Source organism: Microbacterium neimengense, assembly GCF_054782995.1.
The window spans coordinates 943,413-966,587 of the sequence record NZ_BAAGRK010000015.1 but is presented as its reverse complement, the minus strand read 5'-3'; the positions used below and the strand labels follow the sequence as shown (position 1 = coordinate 966,587).

Annotated in this window: 17 protein-coding genes, 1 tRNA gene and 1 pseudogene; 14 read left to right on the top strand and 5 right to left on the bottom strand. The window is 68.9% G+C overall.

Annotated features, from left to right (window positions below; translation table 11 throughout):
* Positions 1–10: 10 nt before the first annotated feature.
* Positions 11–1,369 carry an NADP-specific glutamate dehydrogenase gene (gdhA, locus tag ACYVJS_RS15315; RefSeq protein ID WP_460740714.1) on the bottom strand — a complete coding sequence of 453 codons (1,359 nt, stop codon included), beginning with the start codon at positions 1,367–1,369 and terminating at the stop codon, positions 11–13.
* A gap of 117 nt (positions 1,370–1,486) precedes the next feature.
* Between gdhA and ACYVJS_RS15310 the strand changes: the two genes are divergently transcribed.
* Entirely contained in the window at positions 1,487–2,086 is a 600-nt protein-coding gene (locus ACYVJS_RS15310; protein WP_460740713.1) for a gamma carbonic anhydrase family protein, read from the top strand.
* A gap of 21 nt (positions 2,087–2,107) precedes the next feature.
* Here the strand turns inward: ACYVJS_RS15310 and ACYVJS_RS15305 are convergent, their stop codons facing one another.
* Positions 2,108–4,777: a phosphoenolpyruvate carboxylase gene (locus ACYVJS_RS15305; RefSeq protein ID WP_460740712.1), complete on the bottom strand. Its 2,670-nt coding sequence runs from the start codon at positions 4,775–4,777 to the stop codon at positions 2,108–2,110.
* A 134-nt stretch (positions 4,778–4,911) separates the two neighbouring features.
* Here ACYVJS_RS15305 and ACYVJS_RS15300 point away from each other — a divergent pair, with 134 nt between their 5' ends.
* The 3 genes from ACYVJS_RS15300 to hisS are packed head-to-tail and all read left to right on the top strand — an operon-like array spanning position 4,912 to position 7,986.
* Positions 4,912–6,054 (top strand): Na+/H+ antiporter NhaA, encoded by a 1,143-nt coding sequence (locus ACYVJS_RS15300; RefSeq protein WP_460740711.1) that lies wholly within the window; start codon positions 4,912–4,914, stop codon positions 6,052–6,054.
* Positions 6,051–6,698, top strand: a complete 648-nt coding sequence (locus ACYVJS_RS15295; protein ID WP_460740710.1) for a nucleoside triphosphate pyrophosphohydrolase — start codon at positions 6,051–6,053, stop codon at positions 6,696–6,698. The genes ACYVJS_RS15300 and ACYVJS_RS15295 overlap by 4 nt, the downstream gene beginning before the upstream one ends.
* A 34-nt stretch (positions 6,699–6,732) precedes the next feature.
* Complete coding sequence (gene hisS / locus ACYVJS_RS15290) at positions 6,733–7,986, top strand: histidine--tRNA ligase (protein ID WP_460740834.1); 1,254 nt, start codon at positions 6,733–6,735, stop codon at positions 7,984–7,986.
* Here hisS and ACYVJS_RS15285 read toward each other — a convergent pair.
* A complete protein-coding gene (locus ACYVJS_RS15285) occupies positions 7,970–9,220 on the bottom strand; it encodes an APC family permease (protein WP_460740709.1) in 1,251 nt (416 codons plus the stop codon). The genes hisS and ACYVJS_RS15285 overlap by 17 nt on opposite strands.
* Before the next feature lie 94 nt (positions 9,221–9,314).
* Here ACYVJS_RS15285 and ACYVJS_RS15280 point away from each other — a divergent pair, with 94 nt between their 5' ends.
* The 8 genes from ACYVJS_RS15280 (at position 9,315) to ACYVJS_RS15245 (ending at position 16,343) form a co-directional block, all read left to right on the top strand.
* Positions 9,315–10,163 carry an SGNH/GDSL hydrolase family protein gene (locus tag ACYVJS_RS15280; protein ID WP_460740708.1) on the top strand — a complete coding sequence of 283 codons (849 nt, stop codon included), beginning with the start codon at positions 9,315–9,317 and terminating at the stop codon, positions 10,161–10,163.
* Positions 10,164–10,195: 32 nt separating this feature from the next.
* Positions 10,196–10,912 carry an O-methyltransferase gene (locus ACYVJS_RS15275; RefSeq protein WP_460740707.1) on the top strand — a complete coding sequence of 239 codons (717 nt, stop codon included), beginning with the start codon at positions 10,196–10,198 and terminating at the stop codon, positions 10,910–10,912.
* Positions 10,913–10,970: 58 nt separating this feature from the next.
* Entirely contained in the window at positions 10,971–12,251 is a 1,281-nt protein-coding gene (gene eno / locus ACYVJS_RS15270; protein WP_137417506.1) for a phosphopyruvate hydratase, read from the top strand.
* 36 nt (positions 12,252–12,287) lie between these two features.
* Positions 12,288–12,821, top strand: coding sequence for an FtsB family cell division protein (locus tag ACYVJS_RS15265; RefSeq protein ID WP_460740706.1), 534 nt, complete (start codon positions 12,288–12,290; stop codon positions 12,819–12,821).
* Between the two features lie 37 nt (positions 12,822–12,858).
* On the top strand, positions 12,859–13,392 hold the full coding sequence (locus ACYVJS_RS15260) for a DUF501 domain-containing protein (protein WP_460740705.1): 534 nt from the start codon (positions 12,859–12,861) through the stop codon (positions 13,390–13,392).
* Positions 13,389–14,693 (top strand): S8 family serine peptidase, encoded by a 1,305-nt coding sequence (locus ACYVJS_RS15255; protein WP_460740704.1) that lies wholly within the window; start codon positions 13,389–13,391, stop codon positions 14,691–14,693. Before ACYVJS_RS15260 ends, ACYVJS_RS15255 begins: the two co-directional genes overlap by 4 nt.
* 35 nt (positions 14,694–14,728) lie before the next feature.
* Positions 14,729–16,177 (top strand): NAD(P)/FAD-dependent oxidoreductase, encoded by a 1,449-nt coding sequence (locus tag ACYVJS_RS15250; RefSeq protein ID WP_460740833.1) that lies wholly within the window; start codon positions 14,729–14,731, stop codon positions 16,175–16,177.
* 93 nt (positions 16,178–16,270) lie between these two features.
* Positions 16,271–16,343: transfer RNA gene (locus tag ACYVJS_RS15245), tRNA-Leu, on the top strand.
* A gap of 56 nt (positions 16,344–16,399) precedes the next feature.
* Here ACYVJS_RS15245 and ACYVJS_RS15240 read toward each other — a convergent pair.
* Both ACYVJS_RS15240 and ACYVJS_RS15235 read right to left on the bottom strand, forming a co-directional pair.
* Positions 16,400–16,579, bottom strand: a pseudogene (locus ACYVJS_RS15240) (hypothetical protein); the annotation flags it as partial.
* 335 nt (positions 16,580–16,914) lie between these two features.
* The gene (locus tag ACYVJS_RS15235; RefSeq protein ID WP_460740703.1) at positions 16,915–20,607 is read right to left on the bottom strand and encodes a YobI family P-loop NTPase; all 3,693 of its coding nucleotides are present in this window, start codon (positions 20,605–20,607) and stop codon (positions 16,915–16,917) included.
* 724 nt (positions 20,608–21,331) lie between these two features.
* On the opposite strand from ACYVJS_RS15235, the gene ACYVJS_RS15230 reads away from it, so the two are divergent.
* A complete protein-coding gene (locus ACYVJS_RS15230; protein WP_460740702.1) occupies positions 21,332–22,507 on the top strand; it encodes a low temperature requirement protein A in 1,176 nt (391 codons plus the stop codon).
* Between the two features lie 96 nt (positions 22,508–22,603).
* Positions 22,604–23,173 (top strand): LemA family protein, encoded by a 570-nt coding sequence (locus ACYVJS_RS15225; RefSeq protein WP_137417500.1) that lies wholly within the window; start codon positions 22,604–22,606, stop codon positions 23,171–23,173.
* The last annotated feature ends 2 nt before the right edge of the window (positions 23,174–23,175 follow it).

Here is a 23,175-nt window from a genome sequence, read left to right as displayed (position 1 = left end):
TCGGCCCGCGTCAGATGACGCCCTGCGCCGCCATGGCGTGGGCGACGCGTTCGAAGCCCGCGCTGTTGGCGCCCACGACGTAGTCGCCGGGGCGTCCGTAGCGCTCCGCGGCGTCGAACGCGGCGTCGTGCACGTCGCGCATGATCTGGCGCAGCTTTGCCTCGCTGTCGGCGAACGTCCAGCGCTGACGTGAGGCGTTCTGGCTCATCTCCAGCGCCGAGGTGGCGACCCCGCCCGCGTTGGCCGCCTTGCCGGGGGCGAACAGCACGCCGGCGCTGCGGAACGCGGCGATCGCGCCGGGGGTGGAGGGCATGTTCGCGCCCTCGACGACCGCGCGCACGCCGTTCGCGATGAGGGTGTCGGCATCCGTCTCGTCGAGCTCGTTCTGCGTGGCGCAGGGGAACGCCACATCCACGGGCACCTCCCACGGCCGGGCGTCCGGCACGAAGCGGGCGCTCGACCGGCGGGCCGCGTACTCGGCGATCCGCGCGCGCTCGGTCTCCTTCACCTGCCGCAGCAGACCCAGGTCGATCCCGGCGTCGTCGACGACGTAGCCGCTCGAATCGGATGCAGTGACCGGCACCGCGCCGAGCTGCTGCGCCTTCGCGATCGCGTACACGGCGACGTTGCCCGATCCCGACACGCTCACGCGGCGGCCCTCGAGGCTCTCGCCGGCGACGCCGAGCATCGCCTCGGCGAAGAACACCGCGCCGTAGCCGGTGGCCTCGGTGCGCACCTCGGCGCCGCCCCACTGCACGCCTTTGCCGGTGAACATGCCCGACTCGTGCCGGTTGGTGATGCGGCGGTACTGACCGAAGAGATAGCCGATCTCCCGCGCGCCCACGCCGATGTCGCCGGCGGGCACGTCGGTGTGCTCGCCGAGGTGCCGGTAGAGCTCGTTCATGAACGACTGGCAGAAGCGCATGATCTCGGCATCAGATCGCCCGTGCGGGTCGAAGTCGCTGCCGCCCTTGGCACCGCCGATGCCCTGCCCGGTGAGCGCATTCTTGAAGATCTGCTCGAACCCGAGGAACTTCACGATCGACGCGTTCACGGTCGGGTGGAAGCGCAGCCCGCCCTTGTACGGGCCGAGGACGGAGGAGAACTGGATGCGGAAGCCGCGGTTCACGCGGACGGTGCCGGCGTCGTCGACCCACGGCACGCGGAACATGATCTGCCGCTCGGGTTCGACGATGCGCTCGAGGATGCCGAGGTCGGCGAACGCGGGATGGCGTTCGATGACGGGAGCCACCGAGTCGAGCACCTCGTGCACGGCCTGCTGGAACTCGGGCTCGTGGGGGTTACGGGCGAGGACGGTGGCGAAGGTGGAGCGCACGGCTTCGGGCAGCGCGGCGAAGGTCTCGGTCAACGTGGTTCTCTCTGGCCGGGTATCGCGCGCGGCGCGATGTCCCAAATGGATGCGGACGCTCCCACCCTAGCGGCGCCGGACCTGTCGCCCGGACGCGGGCTGCCCTAGGGTGACGGCATGCGCTACGAGCACCTCGGCGCCGTGCCGTCGGTCCATCCGTCGGCCAGCGTCGCACCCACGGCCGTGCTGAGCGGCGACGTCACGGTCGGGGCGGGATGCCGCATCCTGCACGGCGCGATCCTCACCTCGGAGGGCGGACCGCTGACGCTCGGCGAGCACGTCATCGTGATGGAGAACGCCCTCGTGCGCGCGACGGCCGCGAACCCGGTGCACATCGGCGACCACACGCTGATCGGCCCCACCGCGAGCATCGCCGGGGCGACGATCGCTGAGGAGGTCTTCATCGCGACGGGGGCGCGCGTGTTCAACGGGGCGCGGATCGACCGCCGCAGCGAGGTGCGCATCGGCGCCACGGTGCACCTGCGTACCCACCTCGCGGAGGGCTCGGTCGTGCCGATCGGCTGGGTCGCGGTGGGGGATCCCGCGATCGTCGTCTCGCCCGACAAGCACGACGAGATCTGGGCGCGCCAGCAGGAGCTCGACTTCCCGGGCTACGTGTTCGGCCTCGACCGCGACACCCCCGACCTCATGGTGCAGCTCACGGAGCGCTACGGCCGCAGCCTCGCGCGCCACGACGACGACCGCCTCCTCGACTGAGGCGGCGGCGCCGGATGCGGCTCAGCCCGTGTTCTGCAGGCCGGCCGCGACGCCGGAGACCGACAGGAGCAGCAGTCGCTGGTTGGCGGTATCGGCGGGCGCGTCGGCCGGAGCATCGCGGAGGGCTCGGAGGGCGCGCAGCTGCAGGAGGGACAGGGCGTCGACGTAGGGGCTGCGCAGCTTCACGGCCCGCTGCAGCACGGCCTTGTTCGCGAGCGGCGCGTCGCCGCCGACGATGCGCACGACCCAATCGCGAGTGAGCGACATCTCCTCCATGACCAGCTGTGCGAGGTCGTCGCGGTCGCCGAGGTTGAGGTACTCGCGGGCGATGCGGTCGTCGGCCTTCGCGAGGCTCATCGCGACGTTGTCGATCATCGCGCGGAACAGCGGCCACTCGGCGTAGGCGGTGCGCAGCAGCTGCTCGTCGCCCACGGTCTCCAGCGCCGTACCGAGCCCGAACCAGCCTGCGAGGTTGATACGCGCCTGCGACCACGCGAACACCCACGGGATGGCGCGGAGGTCTTCGAGCGACTCGACCGACAGGCCGCGGCGAGCGGGACGCGAGCCGAGGGCGAGGAGTCCCACCTCCTCCATCGGGGTGACGGTGGCGAACCACGGCGCGAAGCCGGGCGCCTTCACGAGCGAGTAGAACCGCTCACGCGAGGAGTCCTCGAGCACCTGGGCGATCTCGGCGAACATCTCGGCGCCGCGGCGGTTGCGCGCCTCGTTCGACGGTGCCGAGGCCATGAGGATGGCGGCGGCCACCTGATCGATGTGGCGCATGGCGATCTGCGGGTCGCCGTAGCGGGCGAAGATGACCTCGCCCTGCTCGGTGAGCTTGAAGCGACCGTCGACCGAGTGCGGCGGCTGCGCCAGGATCGCGCTGTTGGCGGGCCCGCCGCCGCGGCCGAGGGCGCCGCCGCGGCCGTGGAAGAGGGTCAGCTCGATGTTGTTGGCCTGCGCCCACGCCGCGATCTCCGCCTGCGCCTCGTAGAGGGCGAGGTTCGCCGCCACCGGTCCGACGTCCTTCGAGGAGTCGGAGTAGCCGAGCATGACCTCGAGGCGTCGGCCGGTGGCCTCCAGTCGCGCGGCGAACTCGGGGTGCTCGGCGATCTCGGCCAGGATGCCGGGGGCCGCCTGCAGGTCGGCGAACGTCTCGAACAGGGGGATCACGTCGAGCACGGGCGCCGCGCCGTCCGCGCCCACCGCGTACCGCGCCAGGCGGTGTACGTTGGCGAGGTCTTCGGCGGACTGCGTGAACGAGACGATGTAGCGGCCCGCGGCGCGCGGTCCGAAGCGCTCCTGGATGTAGGCGATCGCGCGGAACACCTCGAGCACTTCTTCGGTCAGCTCGCTGCGCTCGCCGCCGGCCTCCAGCTCCGCGAGCACCTTCTTGTGCACGGCGGAGTGCTGGCGCACCTCGAGCTCGGCGAGGTGGAAGCCGTAGGTCTCGACCTGCCACACCAGCTGCTGCAGGGCGCCGTAGGCCTGGCGGGCGGCGCCCGCATCCGCGAGCGACTGCTGCACGGTGCGCAGGTCGGCGAGCAGGTGCTCGGGGTCGCGGTAGGCGAGGTCGGCGTTGCGGGTGCGCGTGGCGGCGATCCGGCGCGCGACCATGAGCAGGATGCGGCGGTGCGGCTCGTTGGGGGAGCGCTTCGCGATCTCGGCCGCGGCCTCCTCGTCGGCGCTGCGGAGGCGGTTCCACAGGGCCACGAGGGCGTCGCTCGGCGGAGTGGATGTGGCGTCGAGGGTGAGCGTGCGGCCGATCCGCAGCGCGGTGCGCTCCAGGCCGAGCAGCACGTGCTCGCTCGCGATGCCGGCGGCCTTGCGGGTGACCTTCGCGGTGACGAAGGGGTTGCCGTCGCGGTCGCCGCCGACCCACGTGCCCACGCGCACGAAGGGGCGCACGAGCGGGGCACGGCTGCCGGCGCCCTCGCCGAGCGCGTCGTCGACGCGGCGGTAGACGCGGGGGACGGTCGTGAACAGGGTGTCGTCGAACACGGCCATGATCGCGCGCACCTCGTCGGTGGGCGACGGCTTCTCGGCGCGCAGCGGCGCGGTGCGCCAGAGGGTGTCGATCTCCTCCAGCATCCGCCGGCGTGCGCGGCGCTGGTCGACGCCGCCCGGGGTCAGCGAGTCGTACTCGTCGAGCAGCTCGGACAGACGCCGGATGCCGGTCGAGATCGCACGGCGGCGCGCCTCGGTCGGGTGGGCGGTGAACACCGGGTGGAACCGCAGCGACTGCAGGCGCTCGAGCGCCACGTCGTCGCCGACCTCGGAGGCCAGCTGGCGCAGGGCCGAGCGGATCGAGTCGGTGCGACCCTCGGGTTCGGGCTGGCCGTCGCGCTCGCGCAGCACCCGCACGCGCTGGTGCTCCTCGGCGAGGTTCACGAGGTGGAAGTAGACGGTGAAGGCGCGGGCGACCTCGTCGGCGCGCTCGATCGTGAACGAGTCGGCGATCTCGGCGGCGCGCTCGAAGGCCTCGTCGCTCGGGTCGGTGTAGGCCTGGATGGTTGCCACGCGGAGGCGTTCGACGTCTTCGTACAGGCCCGCCGAACCGCTCTCCTGCAGCACCTGTCCCAGCAGCGAGCCCAGCACGCGCACATCCGCGCGCATCTGGTCGGGGATCTCCTGCCCTGCCTCATAGCGTCCGACGACGCGAATGGCCTCCGTGGGGGTGGGTTCGAGCATGGAATAACGGTACTGGGAGCCGGCGACCACAAATGACACGCGCGGCGTCCGGTTACGATGGACTCCGGAGTGGCGGGAAGTCTGGTCGCCTCGTCGCCTGGCGACGGACATCGTTTCCCCACCCTGGAGGGCAGATGCGCCTGCTTCGTTCCGAACGTTTCCCCGCCGTCGTGCTGCTGATCGCGGCGGCCCTCGGTCTCGTGTTGGCCAACTCGCCGCTGGCTGCCGGCGTCGCCACGGTCAAAGAGGCGTACATCGGCATTCCCGGGGTGTTCTCGCTCTCGGTCGGTCACTGGATCCAGGACGGCCTGCTCGCGATCTTCTTCTTCGTCGCGGCCATCGAGCTGTGGCACGAGCTGACCGCGGGGCAGCTGAGTTCGCCCCGTAAAGCGGTGCAGCCCGCGATCGCCGCGGCGGGCGGCGTGCTGGTACCGATCGCGATCTTCCTCGCGTTCTCGCTGGGCACGTCATCGGCGTCGGGCTGGCCGATCCCCACCGCGACCGACATCGCCTTCGCCCTCGGGGTGCTCGCCGTGTTCGGCCGGGGTCTTCCGACGGGCGTGCGGGCGTTCCTGCTGGCGCTCGCGATCCTCGACGACATCGTCGGCATCGTGTTCATCGCCGTGCTCTTCACCGACGGCGTCGACCTGTGGCTCCTGCTCGCGGCCCTCGTGGGCGTGATCCTGTTCGCGCTGCTGAGCCGCCGGCTCACGGACCGCAACCGCGTGCCGCTCGGCATTCTGCTGGTGCTGCTCGGCATCCTCGTCTGGGCGCTCGTCTACCTCTCCGGCGTGCACGCCACGATCGCGGGCGTCGCGCTGGGACTCGCGATGGCACCGCGCCCCGCGGCCCGTGTCCGTCACGCCCTCGATCCGTGGGTGAACGGCGTGGTGCTGCCGCTGTTCGCGCTGTCCGCCGCATCCGTCGCGATCCCCTCGGTCGGACTCGACGAACTGCAGCCGGTGTTCTGGGGCGTGCTCATCGCCCTGCCGGTGGGCAAGATCCTCGGCATCACCGTGTTCGGCTGGCTCGCGCAGCGGCTCGAAGAGCCCGACAGCCGCTTGCGGCTCGCCGACCTCGTCGCGGCGGGCGCGCTCGGCGGGATCGGGTTCACCGTCTCGCTGCTGCTGTCGGAGCTCGCGTTCGCGGGCGACGGACTGCTGCGCGACGAGTCGACCCTCGGTGTGCTCGGTGGGTCGTTGGTCTCGCTCGTGGTCGCCGCGGTGCTCGTAGCATGGCGGGCACGGCACTACCGACGCGAGGAGCGCAGGGTATGAACGACGCGGATGCGGCCTCCGACGGACTCCGGCGCGCGGCCGAGGTGATGCACGAGGTGCGCGAGAAATGCGTCTGGTCGCAGCAGATCGACCACGCCGCTCTCGTGCCCTACCTCGTCGAGGAGAGCGCCGAGGTGATCGACGCGGTCGAGAACGGCGACCGCGCGGAGCTGCGCGAGGAGCTCGGGGATCTGCTGTGGCAGGTGCTCTTCCACGCCGAGATCGCGTCGCGGGATGCCGACGACCCCTTCGACATCGACGATGTCGCCGGCGACCTCGCCGACAAGATGGTGCGCCGGCATCCGCACGTGTTCGCGGGCGAGACGGCCACGACGCCTGAAGAGGTGCTCGTGCACTGGAACGCCGCGAAGGCGGCGGAGAAGCGCGAGCGTCGGAGCGTGCTCGACGGGATCCCCGCCGCGATGCCGGCGCTCGCCCGCGCGCAGAAGGTCGTCGGCCGGGCGCCCGGCGCCGCCGTCCCGGCGCGTCCGCTCGAGATCACCTCGGAGGAGCAGCTGGGCGACGCCCTGCTCGCGCTCGTCGTGCGCGCGAAGGCCGAGGGATGGGATGCGGAGCGGGCGCTGCGTACGCGTACGCGCGCGTTGGAGGAGGGTGTGCGTCGGGCCGAGGCCGGTTTGGGATGATGGTCTGGTGCCAGCAGTGAACCCCCCGCGCGGCATGCGCGACTTCCTCCCCGCCGACAAGGCCCGCCGCGAGCGCGTGCTCGCCGTCATCCGCGACCGCTACCGCGCGCACGGCTTCGACGAGATCGAGACGCCGGTCATGGAGGACTACGACCGGCTGCACGCAGGCATGGGCGGCGACAACGAGAAGCTCGCGTTCAACGTGCTCAAGCGCGCCCTGTCGCCCGAGGCGATCACGGCGGCCGCCGACGACCCCGCCGCCCTCAGCGACCTCGGCCTGCGCTTCGACCTCACCGTGCCGCTGGCGCGCTTCTACGCCTCGCACCGCGCCGAGCTTCCGGGCGTCTTCCGTTCCGTGCAGATCGCGCCCGTCTGGCGCGCGGAGCGCCCGCAGAAGGGGCGCTACCGCCAGTTCGTGCAGTGCGACATCGACATCATCGGCGACGCCGGAGCCCGCGCCGAGGCGGAGCTCATCGTCGCGACCCTCGACACGCTCGATGCGCTCGGTCTCGTCGGTGCGAGCGTGCGGATCAACGACCGCCGCGCGCTCGACGGGATGCTGGAGGTCTTCGGTTTCGAGGCGTCCGAGCGTGCGGGCGTGCTCATCACGATCGACAAGCTCGACAAGATCGGCCCGGAAGGTGTGGAGGCGGAGCTGCGCGAGCGCGGGGCGACCGCATCCGCCGTCGACGCGTTCGCGGCCTTCCTCGCCCGCCCCGCGGCGGACGGCACCGCATTCGGCGAGGCGCACATCCGCGCGCAGCTGCCCGACGGCATCGCCGACGAGGTCGTCGCGCACTTGGTCGGCATCGGCGAGGCCGTCAGCGCCGCGGTGGGGCTCGACGAGGTTCCGCTCGTGTTCGACCCGTTCCTCGTGCGCGGCATGGGCTACTACACGGGCACGATCTTTGAGCTCGCGCACCCCTCCGTTCCCTACTCGCTGGGCGGCGGCGGACGCTACGACGGCATGATCGGCCGGTTCCTCGGCCAGGACGTGCCGGCGGTCGGCTTCTCGATCGGCTTCGAGCGCATCGTCGATCTCGTCTCGGCAGGCGAGGATGCGGGACTCGACGCCGTCGTGCTCGTGCACGACCGCGACGTGCCGGTCGCCGAGCTCGTGGCGGCGAAGTCCGCGCTCGTGACCGCCGGGTCGCGCGTGCGGCTCGAACAGCGCACCAAGAACCTGAAGGCGCTGCTGGAGCGCGCGGCCGCCGACGGCTACACGGCGTTCGCGACGGTGGCCGCGGGCGACGACCCGTCCGAGCTCGAGCTCAAGCCGCTCGCGTAGCGCCGCGGCGGCCGAACACGAGCCGCAGCACCACGCCGAGGGCGAGCACGCCCGCCCCGGCGAGGGCGGCCTGCCACGGCAGCGTCACCGCGAGCACTGCGCACCCGGCGGCCCCGAGGGCGGCGAGGCCGCGCGGGAAGCGACGGTGCGCCGCATCCTGGCGGAGGGCCGCGAGATTGGCGACGAGGTAGTACACGAGCACGCCGAGCGAGGAGAACCCGATCGCGCCGCGCAGGTCGGCGAGGGCGACCGCGACGATGACGATCGCCCCGACGGCGATCTCGGCGCGGTAGGGCGTGTGCCGCGTCGGATGGACGGCGGCGAAGAAGCCGGGCAGGTCGCCGCCGCGCGACATCGCGAACGAGGTGCGCCCGATGCCGGCGATGAGGGCGAGGAGAGCCCCGAGGGATGCGGCGGCCGCACCCACGCGCACCACAGGCTGCGCCCACTCCCATCCCGCGGCCGACACGAGCTCGGCGAGGGGCGCGGATGCGGCGGCGAGCCGTTCGGGGCCGACCACCAGCAGGCACAGCACGGCGAGGATCGCGTACACCGCGAGCGCGCCCGCGAAGGCGCCGAGGATCGCGCGGGGGATCGTGCGGGCGGGCTCGCGTACCTCTTCGCCCATCGTGGCGATGCGGGCGTACCCGGCGAAGGCGAAGAAGATCAGTCCCGCCGACTGCAGCACCCCGTACGGGCTGACCTCGCCGCCCGTCCAGGCGGCGCCGGTCGGCAGCGACGCGGCACCCGCGGCCACGACGACGGCGAGGCACAGCAGGACGATCGCGACCAGGATGCGGGTGAGCCGCGCCGTGCGAGTGACGCCGAGCAGATTCACGATCGTGAGGGCCGCGACGGCGGCGACGGCCACGGGTCGCTCGAACCCGGCAGGCGCGGCGTAGGCCGCGAAGGTCATGGCCATGGCGGCGCAGCTGGCGAGCTTGCCGATCACGAACCCCCAGCCCGCGATGAACCCCGCCCACGGGCCGAGCTCCGCGCGGCCGTACGCCCACGCGCCGCCGGCGACGGGATGGGCGGCGGCGAGCTGCGCCGTGGAGGTGGCGTTCGCGAAGGCGACGATCGCCGCGATCGCGAGGCCCACGAGCAGTCCCGCGCCGGCGGCCTGCGCGGCGGGGGCGAAGACCGCGAACACTCCGGCGCCGATCATCGAGCCCAGGCCGATCGCCACGGCGTCGCCGAGACCGAGGCGTCGCTGGAGGGTGGGGCCGCTCATGCGCCGCACCCTACTGCAGCGGTATGAACCGCCGGGGGCCGATCGGTCACCCAGCCGTCACGACCCGTTCACCGCGAGGGGTTCGGATGGGTACGTGGCCCGCATCCGATTCCCCGCGCGCACGGTCGCCGCGACCGCCGGAGTGGTCGCGTTCGCGCTCGCCGCTGCCCGTGAGGTGCTGCGACGCCAGGCTGCGCATGCCCGGCGGCAGATCGGCAAGCCGCTCGGCGAGCAGGCGCCGTCGGCCGATCGGGTGTGGCGTCGCGGCTACGACGGCGCCCCGATCGAGCTGCTCGTGCTGGGCGACTCGATCGCCGCGGGGCTGGGCGCCGAGCGGCGCAAGGACACCCTCGGCGCCCGCCTCGCCCGCGCGCTCGCCCGGCGGCAGCAGCGCCCGGTGCGTCTGCGCACCGCGGCCGTGGTCGGCTCGGAGTCCGCCGCGCTCGCCGCCCAGCTCGACGCCCTGCCCGACGACTACCGGGCGGACGTCGCCGTGATCGTGGTCGGCGGCAACGACGTGACGCACCGTGTTCCGATTTCGCGCTCCGTGGCGTCGCTGGAGGAGGCGATCGAGCGGCTGCGACAGGACGGCACCGAGGTCGTCGTCGGCACGTGCCCGGACCTGGGTGCACTGCGGCCGGTACCGCAGCCGCTGCGCTCCCTCGGCTCGCGCCTCTCGCGCCAGCTCGCTCAGGCGCAGGCGCGCGCCGCGATCGCCGCGGGGGCGTGGGCCGTGTCGTTGCGGCACGTCGTGGGCCCGTTCTTCATCTCGAACCCCGACGAGATGTTCAGCCTCGACCGGTTCCACCCGAGCGCCGTCGGCTACCGCCGCACCGCCGACGCGCTGTTGCCGTCGGTGCTCGCGGCGCTGGGCCACGAGGTCCGGCTGCCGAGCGGACACCAGGCTCCTGACACGCGGGACGCGCTCGCAGGCAGGGGTTGACCTCGTCGCGCGCGGCCCGATTGGCTGGCGGCATGAGCGACACGAACCCGGCACCGACGCCGGACGGCTGGCGCGCCGTCGACGCGTACCTGGCCGAGGCGCTGGTCGAGAAGGACTCCGCGTTGGAGCATGCCCGCGCGGCTCAGGATGCGGCGGGCCTTCCTGCCATCGAGGTCGTTCCGCTCACCGGCAAGCTGCTGCACCTGCTGGCGCGGATGATCGGCGCTCGCCGGGTGCTCGAGATCGGCACCCTCGGCGGGTACTCCACGATCTGGCTCGCGCGCGCCGTGGGGGAGCAGGGGAGGGTGACGACGATCGAGGCCGAGCCGCGCAACGCCGCCGTGGCGCGGAAGAGCATCGACGACGCGGGCGTGGGCGAGCGCGTCGAGATCCGGCCGGGGAGGGCGGCGGACGTCCTCCCGCAGCTGGAAGGGCCCTTCGACCTCGTCTTCATCGACGCCGACAAGGAGTCGAACACGATCTATCTCGATTGGGCCGCCCGCCTCGGGCGAACCGGAACCGTCGTGGTCGTCGACAACGTCGTGCGCGCCGGGCGCATCGTCGATCCGGAGAACCACGAGAGCCAGGTGGAGGGCGTGCGGCGTTCCCTGAAGATGCTCGCCGACGACGATCGGTTCGACGCCACGGCCGTGCAGACCCTCGACGCGAAGGGCTGGGACGGCTTCGCGGTGGCCCTCATCACGCATCCGGGGCTTTGTTCCGGTGGGTCTCGCGCCGAGCGTCACTAGACTCGGAAGCGGACCGATGTCGCTCCGAGATCACACCCCCAAACTCAAGGAGTCCCCTGTGGCACTTATCGAGGCTGTAGGCGCGCGCGAAATCCTCGACTCGCGCGGTAACCCGACCGTCGAAGTGGAGGTGCTCCTCGATGACGGTGTCGTGCAGCGTGCGGCAGTGCCCTCCGGCGCATCCACCGGCGCGTTCGAGGCGTACGAGCTGCGCGACGGCGACAAGAGCCGTTACGGCGGCAAGGGCGTGCTGAAGGCCGTCAACGCCGTGATCGACGAGCTCGGCCCGGCGATCGAGGGTGTCGAGGCGAGCGAGCAGCGCGTCATCGACCAGATCCTCATCGAGACCGACGGCACCGAGAACAAGTCGCGCACCGGCGCGAACGCGATCCTGGGCGTGAGCCTGGCCGTCGCCAAGGCCGCCGCCGACTCGGCCGACCTGCCGCTGTTCCGCTACCTCGGCGGCCCGAACGCGCACCTGCTGCCCGTTCCGCTGTTCAACGTCATCAACGGTGGCGAGCACGCCGACAACGGCATCGACTTCCAGGAGTTCTTCCTCGCGCCCATCGGTGCCGAGACGTACGCCGAGTCGCTGCGCTGGGGCACCGAGGTCTACCACGTCCTCAAGGGCGAGCTGAAGGCCGCCGGCTACAACACGGGCCTAGGCGACGAGGGCGGCTTCGCTCCCGACCTACCCAGCAACCGCGAGGGCCTCGACTTCCTGCTCAAGGCCATCGAGAAGGCGGGCTTCACGCCCGGCTCCGACATCGCCGTGGGCCTCGACGTCGCCGCGACCGAGTTCTACAAGGACGGCGTGTACACCGTCGAGGGCAAGCCGTGGAGCCCCGCGCAGCTCGTCGACTACTTCGCCGACCTCGTCGCCAACTACCCGATCGTCACGATCGAGGACGCCCTCGCCGAGGACGACTGGGACAACTGGAAGGCCCTCACCGACGCCATCGGCACGAAGGTGCAGCTCGTCGGCGACGACCTGTTCGTCACCAACCCGAAGCGTCTGCAGCAGGGCATCGACCTCGGTGTCGCCAACGCGCTGCTGGTGAAGTTCAACCAGATCGGCTCGCTCACCGAGACGCTGGATGCGGTGGCTCTGGCCACCAGCAACGGCTACCGCTCGATGTGGTCGCACCGCTCGGGTGAGACCGAGGACACCACGATCGCCGACCTCGCCGTCGCGACCAACGCGGGTCAGATCAAGACCGGTGCGCCCGCTCGGAGCGAGCGCGTCGCGAAGTACAATCAGCTTCTGCGCATCGAAGAGGAACTGGGCGAGGCGGCTGTGTTCGCCGGCCGTGCCGCGTTCCCGCGCTTCAAGGGCTGAGTGACGACCGAACGTCACTGAACGAGAGGAGGAGCCGTGGCAGCACGAACGGCTCCTCCTTCTCGTTCCCGGCGCTCTTCGGAGGCGCCCCGCCGCCGCGTCGACGTGCGCGACTGGCTCGGCGGCATCCGGCTCTCCGGCTTCATGATCATCATGCTGGGCCTCGTCGTGCTCGGCGTGCTCGTGCTCGTGCCGACCGTGGGCACCTACCTCGACCAGCAGCAGCGGATCGCGGCGCTGCAGAACTCGGTGCAGCTCACCGAGTCGCAGATCGCCGACCTGCAGGCGCAGAGCGAGCGCTGGGACGACCCGGCGTACATCACGACGCAGGCGCGCGAGCGGCTGTACTACATGAACCCGGGCGAGATCGCGTACATCGTCGACAACGACCTGACGGCGGCACAGCAGCCTCGCGAGCAGGATGCGGTCAGCGACGAGGTGCAGCAGACGCGCACCGACTGGATGGCGCAGCTCGTGGGCTCCGTCATCACCGCAGGCGCCGCCAAGACCGCGGTCGCCGACCCCACGGCGCCCGCGGACGGCGGGACGCCCGCCACTCCCGCGCCCTGAACCCGGGCTCCCAGGCGGCTCACGGTAGCCTGGGAGGGTGAGTTCCGCGCCTTTCCCCCCGGTCACCGACGCCGAGCTCGCGGTGCTCCGCTCGCAGCTGGGGCGCCCGGCGCGCGATGTCGTCGGGATCGCCGCGCGCTGCGTGTGCGGCAACCCGACCGTGGTCGCCACCGCACCGCGACTGGCCGACGGCACGCCGTTCCCCACGTTCTACTACCTCACGCATCCCGCCGCGACCGCGGCGATGTCGACGCTCGAGGCCGAGCACGTGATGCCCGAGTTCGCGGCGATGCTGGAGGACGAAGACACCGCTGCTGCGTATCAGGCGGCGCACGGGGCGTATCTGGCCGATCGGGAGAGTTTCGGCGAGGTGCCCGAGATCGCCGGTATCTCCGCCGGTGGCATGCCCACCCGCGTGAAGTGCCTGCACGCCCTCGCCGGTCACGCCCTGGCGGCCGGACCCGGCGTCAACCCGATCGGCGACGCCGCGCTCGAGCGCAGCACCTGGTCGCCGACTCGCTGCGTGTGCGCCGACCCCGGTGCAGCGCTCGCCGAGGGCACCCCGGGGTGAGAGCGCTCGCCCTGCGGGTCGCTGCCGCGCTGGTTCTCGTCGCGCTGACGGCGGGTATCGCGCCCGCTGCCTACGCGCAGACGACGCCCGCGCCGGTGCCGCAGGAGAGTCCCGGCGTCGACCCGATGCGCGCGCAGGAGTACTGGCTCGACGCGTACGGCATCCGCAAGGCGTGGGAGACCACGCGCGGCAAGGGCGTGAAGATCGCGATCATCGACACGGGCATCGGCAAGGCGCCCGAGTTCGACGGCGCGGTCGTCGGCGGCACGGATGTGTCGGGTCTCGGCACGGCCGACGGTCGCACGCCCGTGGGCGCGGTCGACGCGAACCACGGCAGCTGGGTGGCATCGCTCGCCGCATCCCGCGGACTGCCGAACGAGACGGGCATGATCGGGGTGGCGCCGGAGGCATCGCTGCTGTCGGTGTCGGTCGGGTTCGGCACGAGTTCGCCGGTGCCGTTCTCGGAGCAGATCGCGAACGCGATGCGCTGGTCGGTCGACAACGGCGCGAAGGTCATCAACCTGTCGTTCACGACGAACACGCTCGACTGGGATCCGAGCTGGGATGAGGCGTTCCAGTACGCGTTCGAGCACGATGTGGTCGTGATCGTGGCGGCGGGCAACCGCGGTTCGGGCACGGCGCGTGTGGGTGCGCCGGCGACGATCCCCGGTGTGCTGCCGGTCGCGGGGGTGGATCCGCAGGGCAAGGCGAGCGTGGAGGCGTCGACGCAGGGCATCACGCTGGGCGTCTCGGCGCCCAGCGAGCAGCTGCTCGGGGTCTCGGCCGACGGCCAGGTGGTCGTGTGGAAGGGCACGAGCGGCGCGGCGCCGATCGTGGCGGGGATCGCCGCGCTCGTGCGGGCCGCGCATCCGGAGCTGGATGCGGCGAACGTGATCGAGCGGCTGATCGCGACGGCGAAGGCGCCCGCCGGGGTGGGTTCGCTGCCGGACGACCAGTACGGGTATGGCCTGGTGGATGCGGCCGCGGCGGTGTCCGCATCCGTTCCGCAGGTGTCGGCGAACCCGATGGGAGACCTGTCGGAGTGGATCCGGGTGCACCGTCGGGCGGAGGAGTCACCGGCGCCGTTGCCGACGGTGGGGGAGGTGTCGGTGCCTCCGCTGCCGCCCGCCGAAGCGGGTTCCCGGCCGGCGTCTCCGCTGCTTCCTAGCATGGATACGCTTTTGTACGGATCGATACCGTTATTGGTGTTCTCGGTGGCCGCTATACTGATAGCGCTCGGCGTCAGTGCTGCTGTCCGTCGCATCCGATTGGCGCGTGTCGAACGCGCGCGCAGCCGTTGAATCGTCTAGGAGTTCGTTCCACCGTGACCAGCACCGTGCCCAGGATCCTCATTGTCGGCGGCGGCTACGCCGGCTTCTACACCGCCTGGAAGCTTGAGAAGCATCTGCGCAAGGGTGAAGCCGAGGTCACCATGGTCGACCCGCTTCCCTACATGACCTACCAGCCGTTCCTGCCCGAGGTCGCCGCCGGCGAGATCGAGCCGCGGCACGCGGTGGTGGGTCACCGTCGTCACCTGAAGACCACGCGCGTCGTGGCCGCGAAGGTGACCGGCATCGACCACGCGAACAAGGTCGCCACGATCACGCCCGAGATGGGTGAGCCGTGGCAGGAGGAGTACGACCAGATCGTCGTGACCGCCGGTGCCGTCTCGCGCACGTTCCCGATTCCGGGCATCGCCGAGAACGCGATCGGCCTGAAGACGATCGAGGAGGCCGTCGCGATCCGCGACCGCCTGATCAAGAACTTCGAGCTGGCGTCGAACCTGCCGGCCGGCCCCGAGCGCGACCGCCTGCTGAGCGTCGTCGTCGTCGGCGGCGGCTTCGCGGGTATCGAGGTGTTCGCCGAGCTGCGCGCCCTGGCGTCGTCGCTCGTCAAGGACTACCCGACGCTGACGTTCGACGACACGCACTTCCACCTCATCGAGGCGATGGGGCGCATCATGCCCGAGGTGTCGCAGAAGACGAGCGAGTGGGTGCTGAAGAGCCTCGCCGAGCGTGGTGCGTTCGTGCACCTCGACACGCAGGTCAAGGGCGCCGTCGACGGCAACGTCGAGCTCTCGACCGGTGAGGTCATCCCCACCGACCTGATCGTGTGGACCGCCGGTGTCATGGCCAACCCCACCGTCGTGCGCGGGGGAGACCTGCCCGTCGAAGAGCGCGGCCGCATCCGTGCGCGCGCCGACCTCCGCGTGGGTACGCCCGAAGAGATCGTCGAGGGCGCTTGGGCCGCCGGTGACGTCGCGGCCGTTCCCGACCTGTCGGGTGGCGGCGTGGGCGGCTACTGCGTTCCGAACGCGCAGCACGCCGTGCGTCAGGCCAAGCTCATGGCCAAGAACATCACCGCCGTGATCCGTGGCGAGCTGCCGCGCGAGTACGTGCACAAGAACCTTGGCGCCGTCGCGGGCCTGGGGCTGTACAACGGCGTTTTCCAGTCGGGCAAGTTCGCGATGAAGGGCTTCTTCGCCTGGCTCGCGCACCGCGGCTACCACGGCCTGGCGATGCCGTCGTGGGAGCGCAAGTGGCGCGTGATCGGCGACTGGCTGCACAACTTCTTCCTGGGTCGCGACAACGTCACGCTCATCGCGGTGCAGAAGCCGCGTGAGACGTTCGAGGAGTTCGCTGCGCGTCCGCGCCCGGCGGTCGCCGAGGCTCCGGCCGAGAAGCCGGCCACCCCGGCGATCGACCCGAAGAGCGTCGCGAAGGATGAGGGTGCCGCCGCCGTGGCCCCCGCCGAGAAGGACAACAAGGTCGGCGCCAAGAGCTGACGCTCTTTCGCTTGGATGATGCCCCCGTCGCTTCGGTGACGGGGGCATCGTCATGCGCGGCCGGAGCCCACCGGCGCGCTAGCGTGGAAGCGGGCCCCCATAGCCCAATGGCAGAGGCAGGCGACTTAAAATCGCTTCAGTCTGGGTTCGAGTCCCAGTGGGGGCACAAGTGAGCCCGTTGGGTGGTGCGCCGCGTCGTCGTTCTCGGGGCGCGACGAGCTCTCAGAATTCAGCTTCGCTCGCATTCATTCTGCTCACTGTCCTTTTGATAGTCCGTGTCGGTGAGCGTTGCTTAGACGCTGCGATGGCCGCTAGATCGTCACCGAACATGTCTGCGTCGGTATCCGGATTCATCGCCGTGGAAGAGTGTCCGAGCATCCGTTGGACGGCTTTGACGTTCGCTGCCAACTAGATCGAGGATGTGTTTGGTGAGGGTCTCGTGCCGCCGTCCGTGGCGATGTGCAAGGTCGGCTCGTACGTGATGGCCATGCGTCGCGCCCACGCGCGTGATGTGCACGAGTCCGGCAGCGGCATCGAGCGCACCTAGGCATGCCGATCGCCGGCCCCGCCGACGCGGGGCGCGTTGTGTTGCGCTTGGTTCCGCGAGCGCACCCGGTCGACGTCGTCGGGCAAGCGTGTGCGAAACGAACCTGCGCCCGCACGGCAGTTCGGCTAGGGGTGGAACGCTGCGAACAGCGTGCCATTCGCGCGACCGGGCAGTGATTGGCACGGTGAGGTCAGCTCGGCGGCTGCTTCTTCGGCGGCTGGTGGAGCGTGACTCTCCACTCGCTGCCCTTCTCGGAAAACGTGGACACAACGGCTGCCGAGCTCAGCGCAGTCAGAATCTTGCGGGCGCCTTCAACATCGGTGACATGCTTCACGCCGTACCCGGGATCGGCGATCTTCGACCACGGGGAGTCGAGCGAACGAAGAATCTCGCGCAATTCGTCGTGGCTCAGACGGCTGATGAATCGGCCAAGGAGTTTCAACGTCGTCTCTGGGCTTGCGCCACCATTGTGAACCATTCGGATCCCAGGCGCGTTCAGGTCATACGCGCCCTTCATCGCTCGCTCTGCGTATACCTCGTACGCGGCAATCGGCAGCCGGTCGTAGGTGGAGAGGATCTTCGCGACGGGAAGGTGCGTAGGAGCGAGGCTGTCGTCACGAAGCAACGAGTCCACGAATTCCGCGCGAAGCGTATCTGGCGAAACGAAGGAGCTAAAGTTCGCAGACTTCACTATCGCATGCCGTTGTGTTGGCCAGTCCACCATGAGCCGCTCAGAGAATGCTTCTGCATCGTCGGCAAGGAGACCTGCTGCTATGAGATCGCCAACCTTCGACCCCGCGAGTGGATCGATCTGCGATGCCGAGAACGGCGTGGGGCTCAGCGAACGTGCGAGGCGAACACGCTGTGCGCCGCCGAGATTCGTCGCGGCGGAGTTGAGAATCTCCAGCGCGAGCTCGGTTCGCGCTGGCTGCTCGATGTCACCCACATCAGTGATCTGAGTAACTGCCGACAGCGTTTCCGCGAGGTTGTTGTCGATTTCGCCGAAGTGTTGGACGTATGCGGACACGTTCGCGTAGCTCGCAGCTACCATCCGATGACGCGCGACGAGCGGCCAGGTTGTGGGAGAAATCGCGGCGAGCGCCGGTAGTTGAGCTTGAGGGGCGGCGCCGGCTAGCACTGATTCGGGAGTCGAGCCGGCTGCCAATTTGAGGTACTCCTGCAGCAGCTTGCTGGAGTGGACTGTGATCGGCGTGGTCTCCGAGTGCTCCAGGGCTTTGGCGTAATCGGACGGGGTCGATGCGGCGTATGTAAAGACCTCCTCATGTGTGGTGTACAGCGCATCGAGCGAGATGTCTGCTGATCCGGTGACCCGCTCGAGGTTTTCCCTCGTCAACGCATAAGCCTGAGTCGGTCGGAAGGCTCGCGCCGCGGGCGCTGGCAGCTGCTCCAATGAGTCGACGGTGACGTCCGCTTCATCAAGGAAATACGCGACCGTTTGCGCGGCAACCTCCTCGCCGCCGGGCCCGAAGGACGGCAGATCGCTGAATTCGGTCGTCAGGAGTTCCCGGAGTGCGTTGGTGAGGAGGTAGTTAACCTTGGCATCTCGGCAGAGGATAGCGGCGTCAATGAGCGCCACTCGTTCAGATGTTTCTAGAATGCTCGCGGTGGCGAGACGGTCGAAGATTTCACTCATATGGGGGGCGAGAGTGCGCACGAAGAGCAGTTTGTGGAGCCCGCCTCCAAGGTACTGGTCGATGAACTGCAGGCCTGTTTCGCCACCATTCACGGCGGTTCTAGCAACTGTGCTGGCGTCCGCTGGGCGGTTGACCAGGAGGTAGTTCATGACGCCGATGTTGAGCATGCTCTGCTCGGCGATGACAGAGCCTGGCTGATCACCGAGGATGGCGGCTACGTCCTGGTCATCCAGCGGATAGTCGATTCCTGGTCGGCCCTCATCGATGAATCGCATCACGTACGTCTGCGCGTCTTTACGTATGGCCGCGCCGTAGAAGGTCGATACGTGCAATGTGAAATACGACGTGATGAAACCGTTGATGACGAGTTCCGAGGCCAACGGCGAAGGCAACGTTTCCCGCACCAGCTCTCGGAAGCTGCGGGGGCCGTCTGCGTTCGAGGGGGTGTAAGTGAACTCAGGGCGCGCTGCGAGCTTGGCCCAAGTGTGCCGCTGGAGAAACGCGATGCTCTCCTCGTTCGCCGCAATCTCCTCGAGCGCTCGCTCGTGCTCGCCGCGGGTAAGGCGCTCGGGGGTAAGGGGGAGACCCACGAGCGCCCGAATCGTCGAGGCGCTGAGTGCGAGTTCGCGACTGCCGTAGCCAGCTTGGTACGCCCGGCTGTTGAGCGGTTCATCTGCAGCGCAGAACTCCTCCCAGAACTCCACCGTCTGTAACCGTGAATCGTCGACTTTCGTGCCTCGGAAGAGAAGCTCGCTAGAGATCAGCGGACTACCCGGTGCCGCGGCGAAAGCGTCGATAGCGCCTCTGAGTCGCTCGCCCACTCGTTTTGCGTGCTTCGTCGCTGTTTCCGTCTCGCGCAGGCGATTGCTCAGCTTACGATTCGTGGCTCGAAGCTCGTCTGTGTTGAACTGGATGACTTCTCGCCACAGGTTCCACAGTATGTCTAAGCTGCTCTCTGCGAGTCGGATACTCTCGAAGTCGCCCATGTGCGCGTTCTTGAACAGGATCATCGCGAAGAGACGGTCTGGGTCGAGTTCGGGTACTGCGTTGTCGACATCGAGCAGTCGGTGCTTGAAGACCTCGTACTCGTTGATTACGTTGTGGAGTAGTCGCATGTCAGCGACATGCTGTGCAGCGACCTTGACAAGTTCCTCCGAGATGCTGTGGCCTCGCTTATTGAGTTCATCCTTCATCAGGTCGCGTGCGTTCTTGTGCGTGATGAATGGAACTACAGGGATGACGAGCTCGAAAAACTTGGTCCGATTGGCGCGAGCGAGCTCAGCCCGTGCCTCATCGTTGTGAACCTCGCTGGCGTCTCGTCCGAGCTTCTCAAACACGCTGTCGCGGACGGCGTAAATGAAGCGGATTCGACGTGGACTCAGCTGCTTCGCGGCGTTGAGGATACCGTTCAGCGAACGTAGCGACTCGAAGATGTTCGGATCGTTGAATCGGTCCAGGTCCTCAATGATGACGATGTCGCGCTGTGGGTTCGTCTCAAAGAAGTAGATGATTTCATCGAGGTACTCATCGAAGTAGCTGGTTGAGCGCGCGGATAGTGAGATCGCGGCTGGGCCCGCGCTGACGCGTTCGATACCCACTTTTCCGCGCGCGACGGCGCGTAGCGTGAAGGCTGCCGCGCCCACCAGAACGGCAATCGCTGCGAACAGAAAGATCAGCGAGACGACGTGAGTCCGACCCGAGATCGTCAGCCCCAGCGTAGGTGTTGTCACGATGTCGAGCCCCGCCGCCAGCGCCAATGCAACCGCGAATGCTGCGACAATGGCAGCAATACGCAGCTCAGTTCTCCATTGAAACCGAGCGATGCGGTGGAACCGAGACTCGGGTGCGTCCGTGGGCCTCTGCTGGTAAAGGAGTTGCTTGACGATCTCCTTCTGGATTCTGTTGGTCGTGGAGTTCGCCGCAAGGTTTGCGTCGCCCGCAGTGCTCGATTCTGGCTGTACCCCCAGCGTCAGCAAGGACAGCTCGACGACCCGGCCGGCGAAGACTTGCGCTATCTGGCGCAGGATGCTGCTCTTGCCGGTACCGTATGTTCCCGCCAGCGCGATGTTGCGAATATCGGGCGCTGTGTCGAGGGTCGTCTTCAGCATTGTGAAGTAGACGCCGTGCAGATTGAAGGAGTACTGCGGCGCCAAGCTGCTCAACTTGGGGGCGCTCAGGTCGAGTTCGACTTCAACGCTCGCATTTCGAGAACGCCGGTTCCACCGCATTTGATATCCCCCAGTAGTTCAGTGCACTGAAACTGACCGCTCTGCCGTTCCATCGAGGAAGAACGCAGCTTCTCGCCCCTTGGCGTTGGTGACGCTTCGACCGAAACTACCGCAGCTGGTGGTCGGTAGATGCGTGTTCTGAGCCCTGATGCCACGCCGGCCCCACGTCGATGCCTGTTCGGTCTCATTCGCAGACGTGGATAGAGCGCCTCAGTCTGGAGTGTGCTCGCTGAACTGAGGCGCTGTGCGGTGACCAGATGAGGCTCTTCGCCGGTAGCATCTTCGACAGACTGGACTCGCCAGATCCAGTCGTTCTCTTCAACAAGTTCCAGAACCCAGCCGCAGAATCGCGCCAACGACTGTGGCCCCGCGTCGGAGATCCAGCGCGGCAAGCGGGCCAGCACTGCTAGGCGAGCGGCTTCTTGGGCTCGGGCTGATGTCGTGATCCTGCTCGCTCCTTTGCCTCACGGAGCTCACGATCCGACAGTGGGCGTACGAGTCGAGCCTATCGGCGCCGGGGCGCAGACCGGTAGCGAAGCTGCCGCAGATGCCAGTCGGCGTAGGCGTCGCGCCCTGCCAGAGAAATCGAGAGGATTGGCGCTCGTGGCGACGGTGTTATGTGACCGCCTGTCGCATCTTGTCAGGCAGGTCGCATGTGCGCCATACCTTGCTACCGTGTTGCTCCCATGGCGCCCGACGAGGCCACATCAGCCACAATCGACTCATGATCGCAACGACCCGCGCGGGGCTGCGCCGGATGCGGGCGCTCGATCCGCGCTCGCCCCATCGGGTGGCGAGTCCGCTCGAACTGCTGTTCGACCTCGTATTCGTGGTGGCGGTGTCGCAGGCATCCAGCACGCTGCATCACCTGATCAGCGAGGGAGAGGCCGCCCACGGGCTCCTCTCGTACGCGATGGTGTTCTTCGCCGTGTGGTGGGCGTGGATGAACTTCACCTGGTTCGCCTCCGCGTTCGACACCGACGACTGGCTCTACCGCGTCATGACCATCGCGCAGATGGGCGGTGTGCTCGTGCTCGCCGCGGGTGTGCAACAGGCGATGCTCCACGACGACTTCCTCATCGTGACCATCGGCTACGTCATCATGCGCCTGTCGATGGTCGCGCAGTGGCTGCGCGCCGCGATCTCGGATGCGGCATCCCGCCCCACCGCGCTCCGCTTCGCCATCGGGGTCACCGGTGTGCAGGTGCTCTGGGTCGCCCGCCTGGCCCTGCCCGAAGGGGCGCCCCAGCTCATCGGGTTCTTCGTGCTCATGGCCGTCGAGCTCGCCGTACCGGTGTGGGCGGAGCGCCACGGGCGCACGCAATGGCACCCGCACCACATCGCGGAACGCTACGGCCTGTTCACCCTCATCCTCCTCGGCGAGAGCCTGCTCGCGAGCGCCAACGCGATGATCGACGCGCTCAGCACGGGGGAGCACACGGCCCAGCTCATCGGCCTGGCCGCATCCGGCGTGATCATCACCGCATCCATCTGGTGGATCTACTTCGCCCGCGAACAGGCCGCCCGCCTGCGCAGCACCTCCGACGGCTTCGTCTTCGGCTACCTGCACTACTTCCTCTTCGCCGCCGTCGGCGCTGTCTCGTCCGGCGTCGAGGTCGAGATCGACCACGTCACCGGCGCCACCGAGATCTCGGGGTCCGCTGCCGGTCTCGCCCTCACCCTGCCGCTCGCGCTCTTCCTCCTCGCCACCTGGGCCGTGCTGCTGCGCGGAACCGTGCGGCGCACCGTGTGGTGGGTGATCTTCGTCGGCGTCGCGCTCGTCGCCGCATCCGGACTCCTGCCGGTCGGCGAGTACATCGTCGCCGCAGCGGTGATGATCGGCGTCGTCATCCTCCTGGAGATCGACGCCCCTCGACAAGCCGCTGCCCGGCCCCACTGATGCCGGGGGTGGGCATGGGCTGAGAGTCCGCAACCGCCCGTCATCAGCGCGGGCCGCGGCAGTAGGATGACCCGGAGAGAACGGAGCGCTCGTCATATGTGGGAATGGCTGATCCCTGTCGCGGTCGTCGTACTGATCGTCCTGGTCGTCGGAATCTATCTGTGGGCGACGTACAACTCGCTCGTCCAGCTCAACGTCCGCGTCGACGAAGCCTGGAGCGACATCACGGTGCAGCTCAAGCGCCGCGCCGACCTGCTCCCGAGCCTCATCGAGACCGTCAAGGGATACGCCGCCCACGAGAAGGCGGTCTTCGAGAACGTCACCCAGGCGCGCGCCGAGACCATCAACGCACAGGGTCCCGCCGAAGCGGGAATCGCCGAAGGCCACCTGCAGCAGGCGCTCAAGTCGCTCTTCGCCGTCGCCGAGGCCTACCCGCAGCTCCAGGCCAGCCAGAACTTCCTACACCTGCAGCAGTCCATCGTCGACACCGAAGACAAGATCCAGGCCTCGCGCCGGTTCTACAACGGGGGAGTGCGCGAACTGAACACCAAGATCAAGGTGTTCCCCAACAACCTCTTCGCCCGCAACCTCGGCTTCCACGAGCGCGAATTCTTCGAGGTCGTCGACGGCGCCGCCATCGCCGAACCTCCCCGCATCCAGTTCTGAGA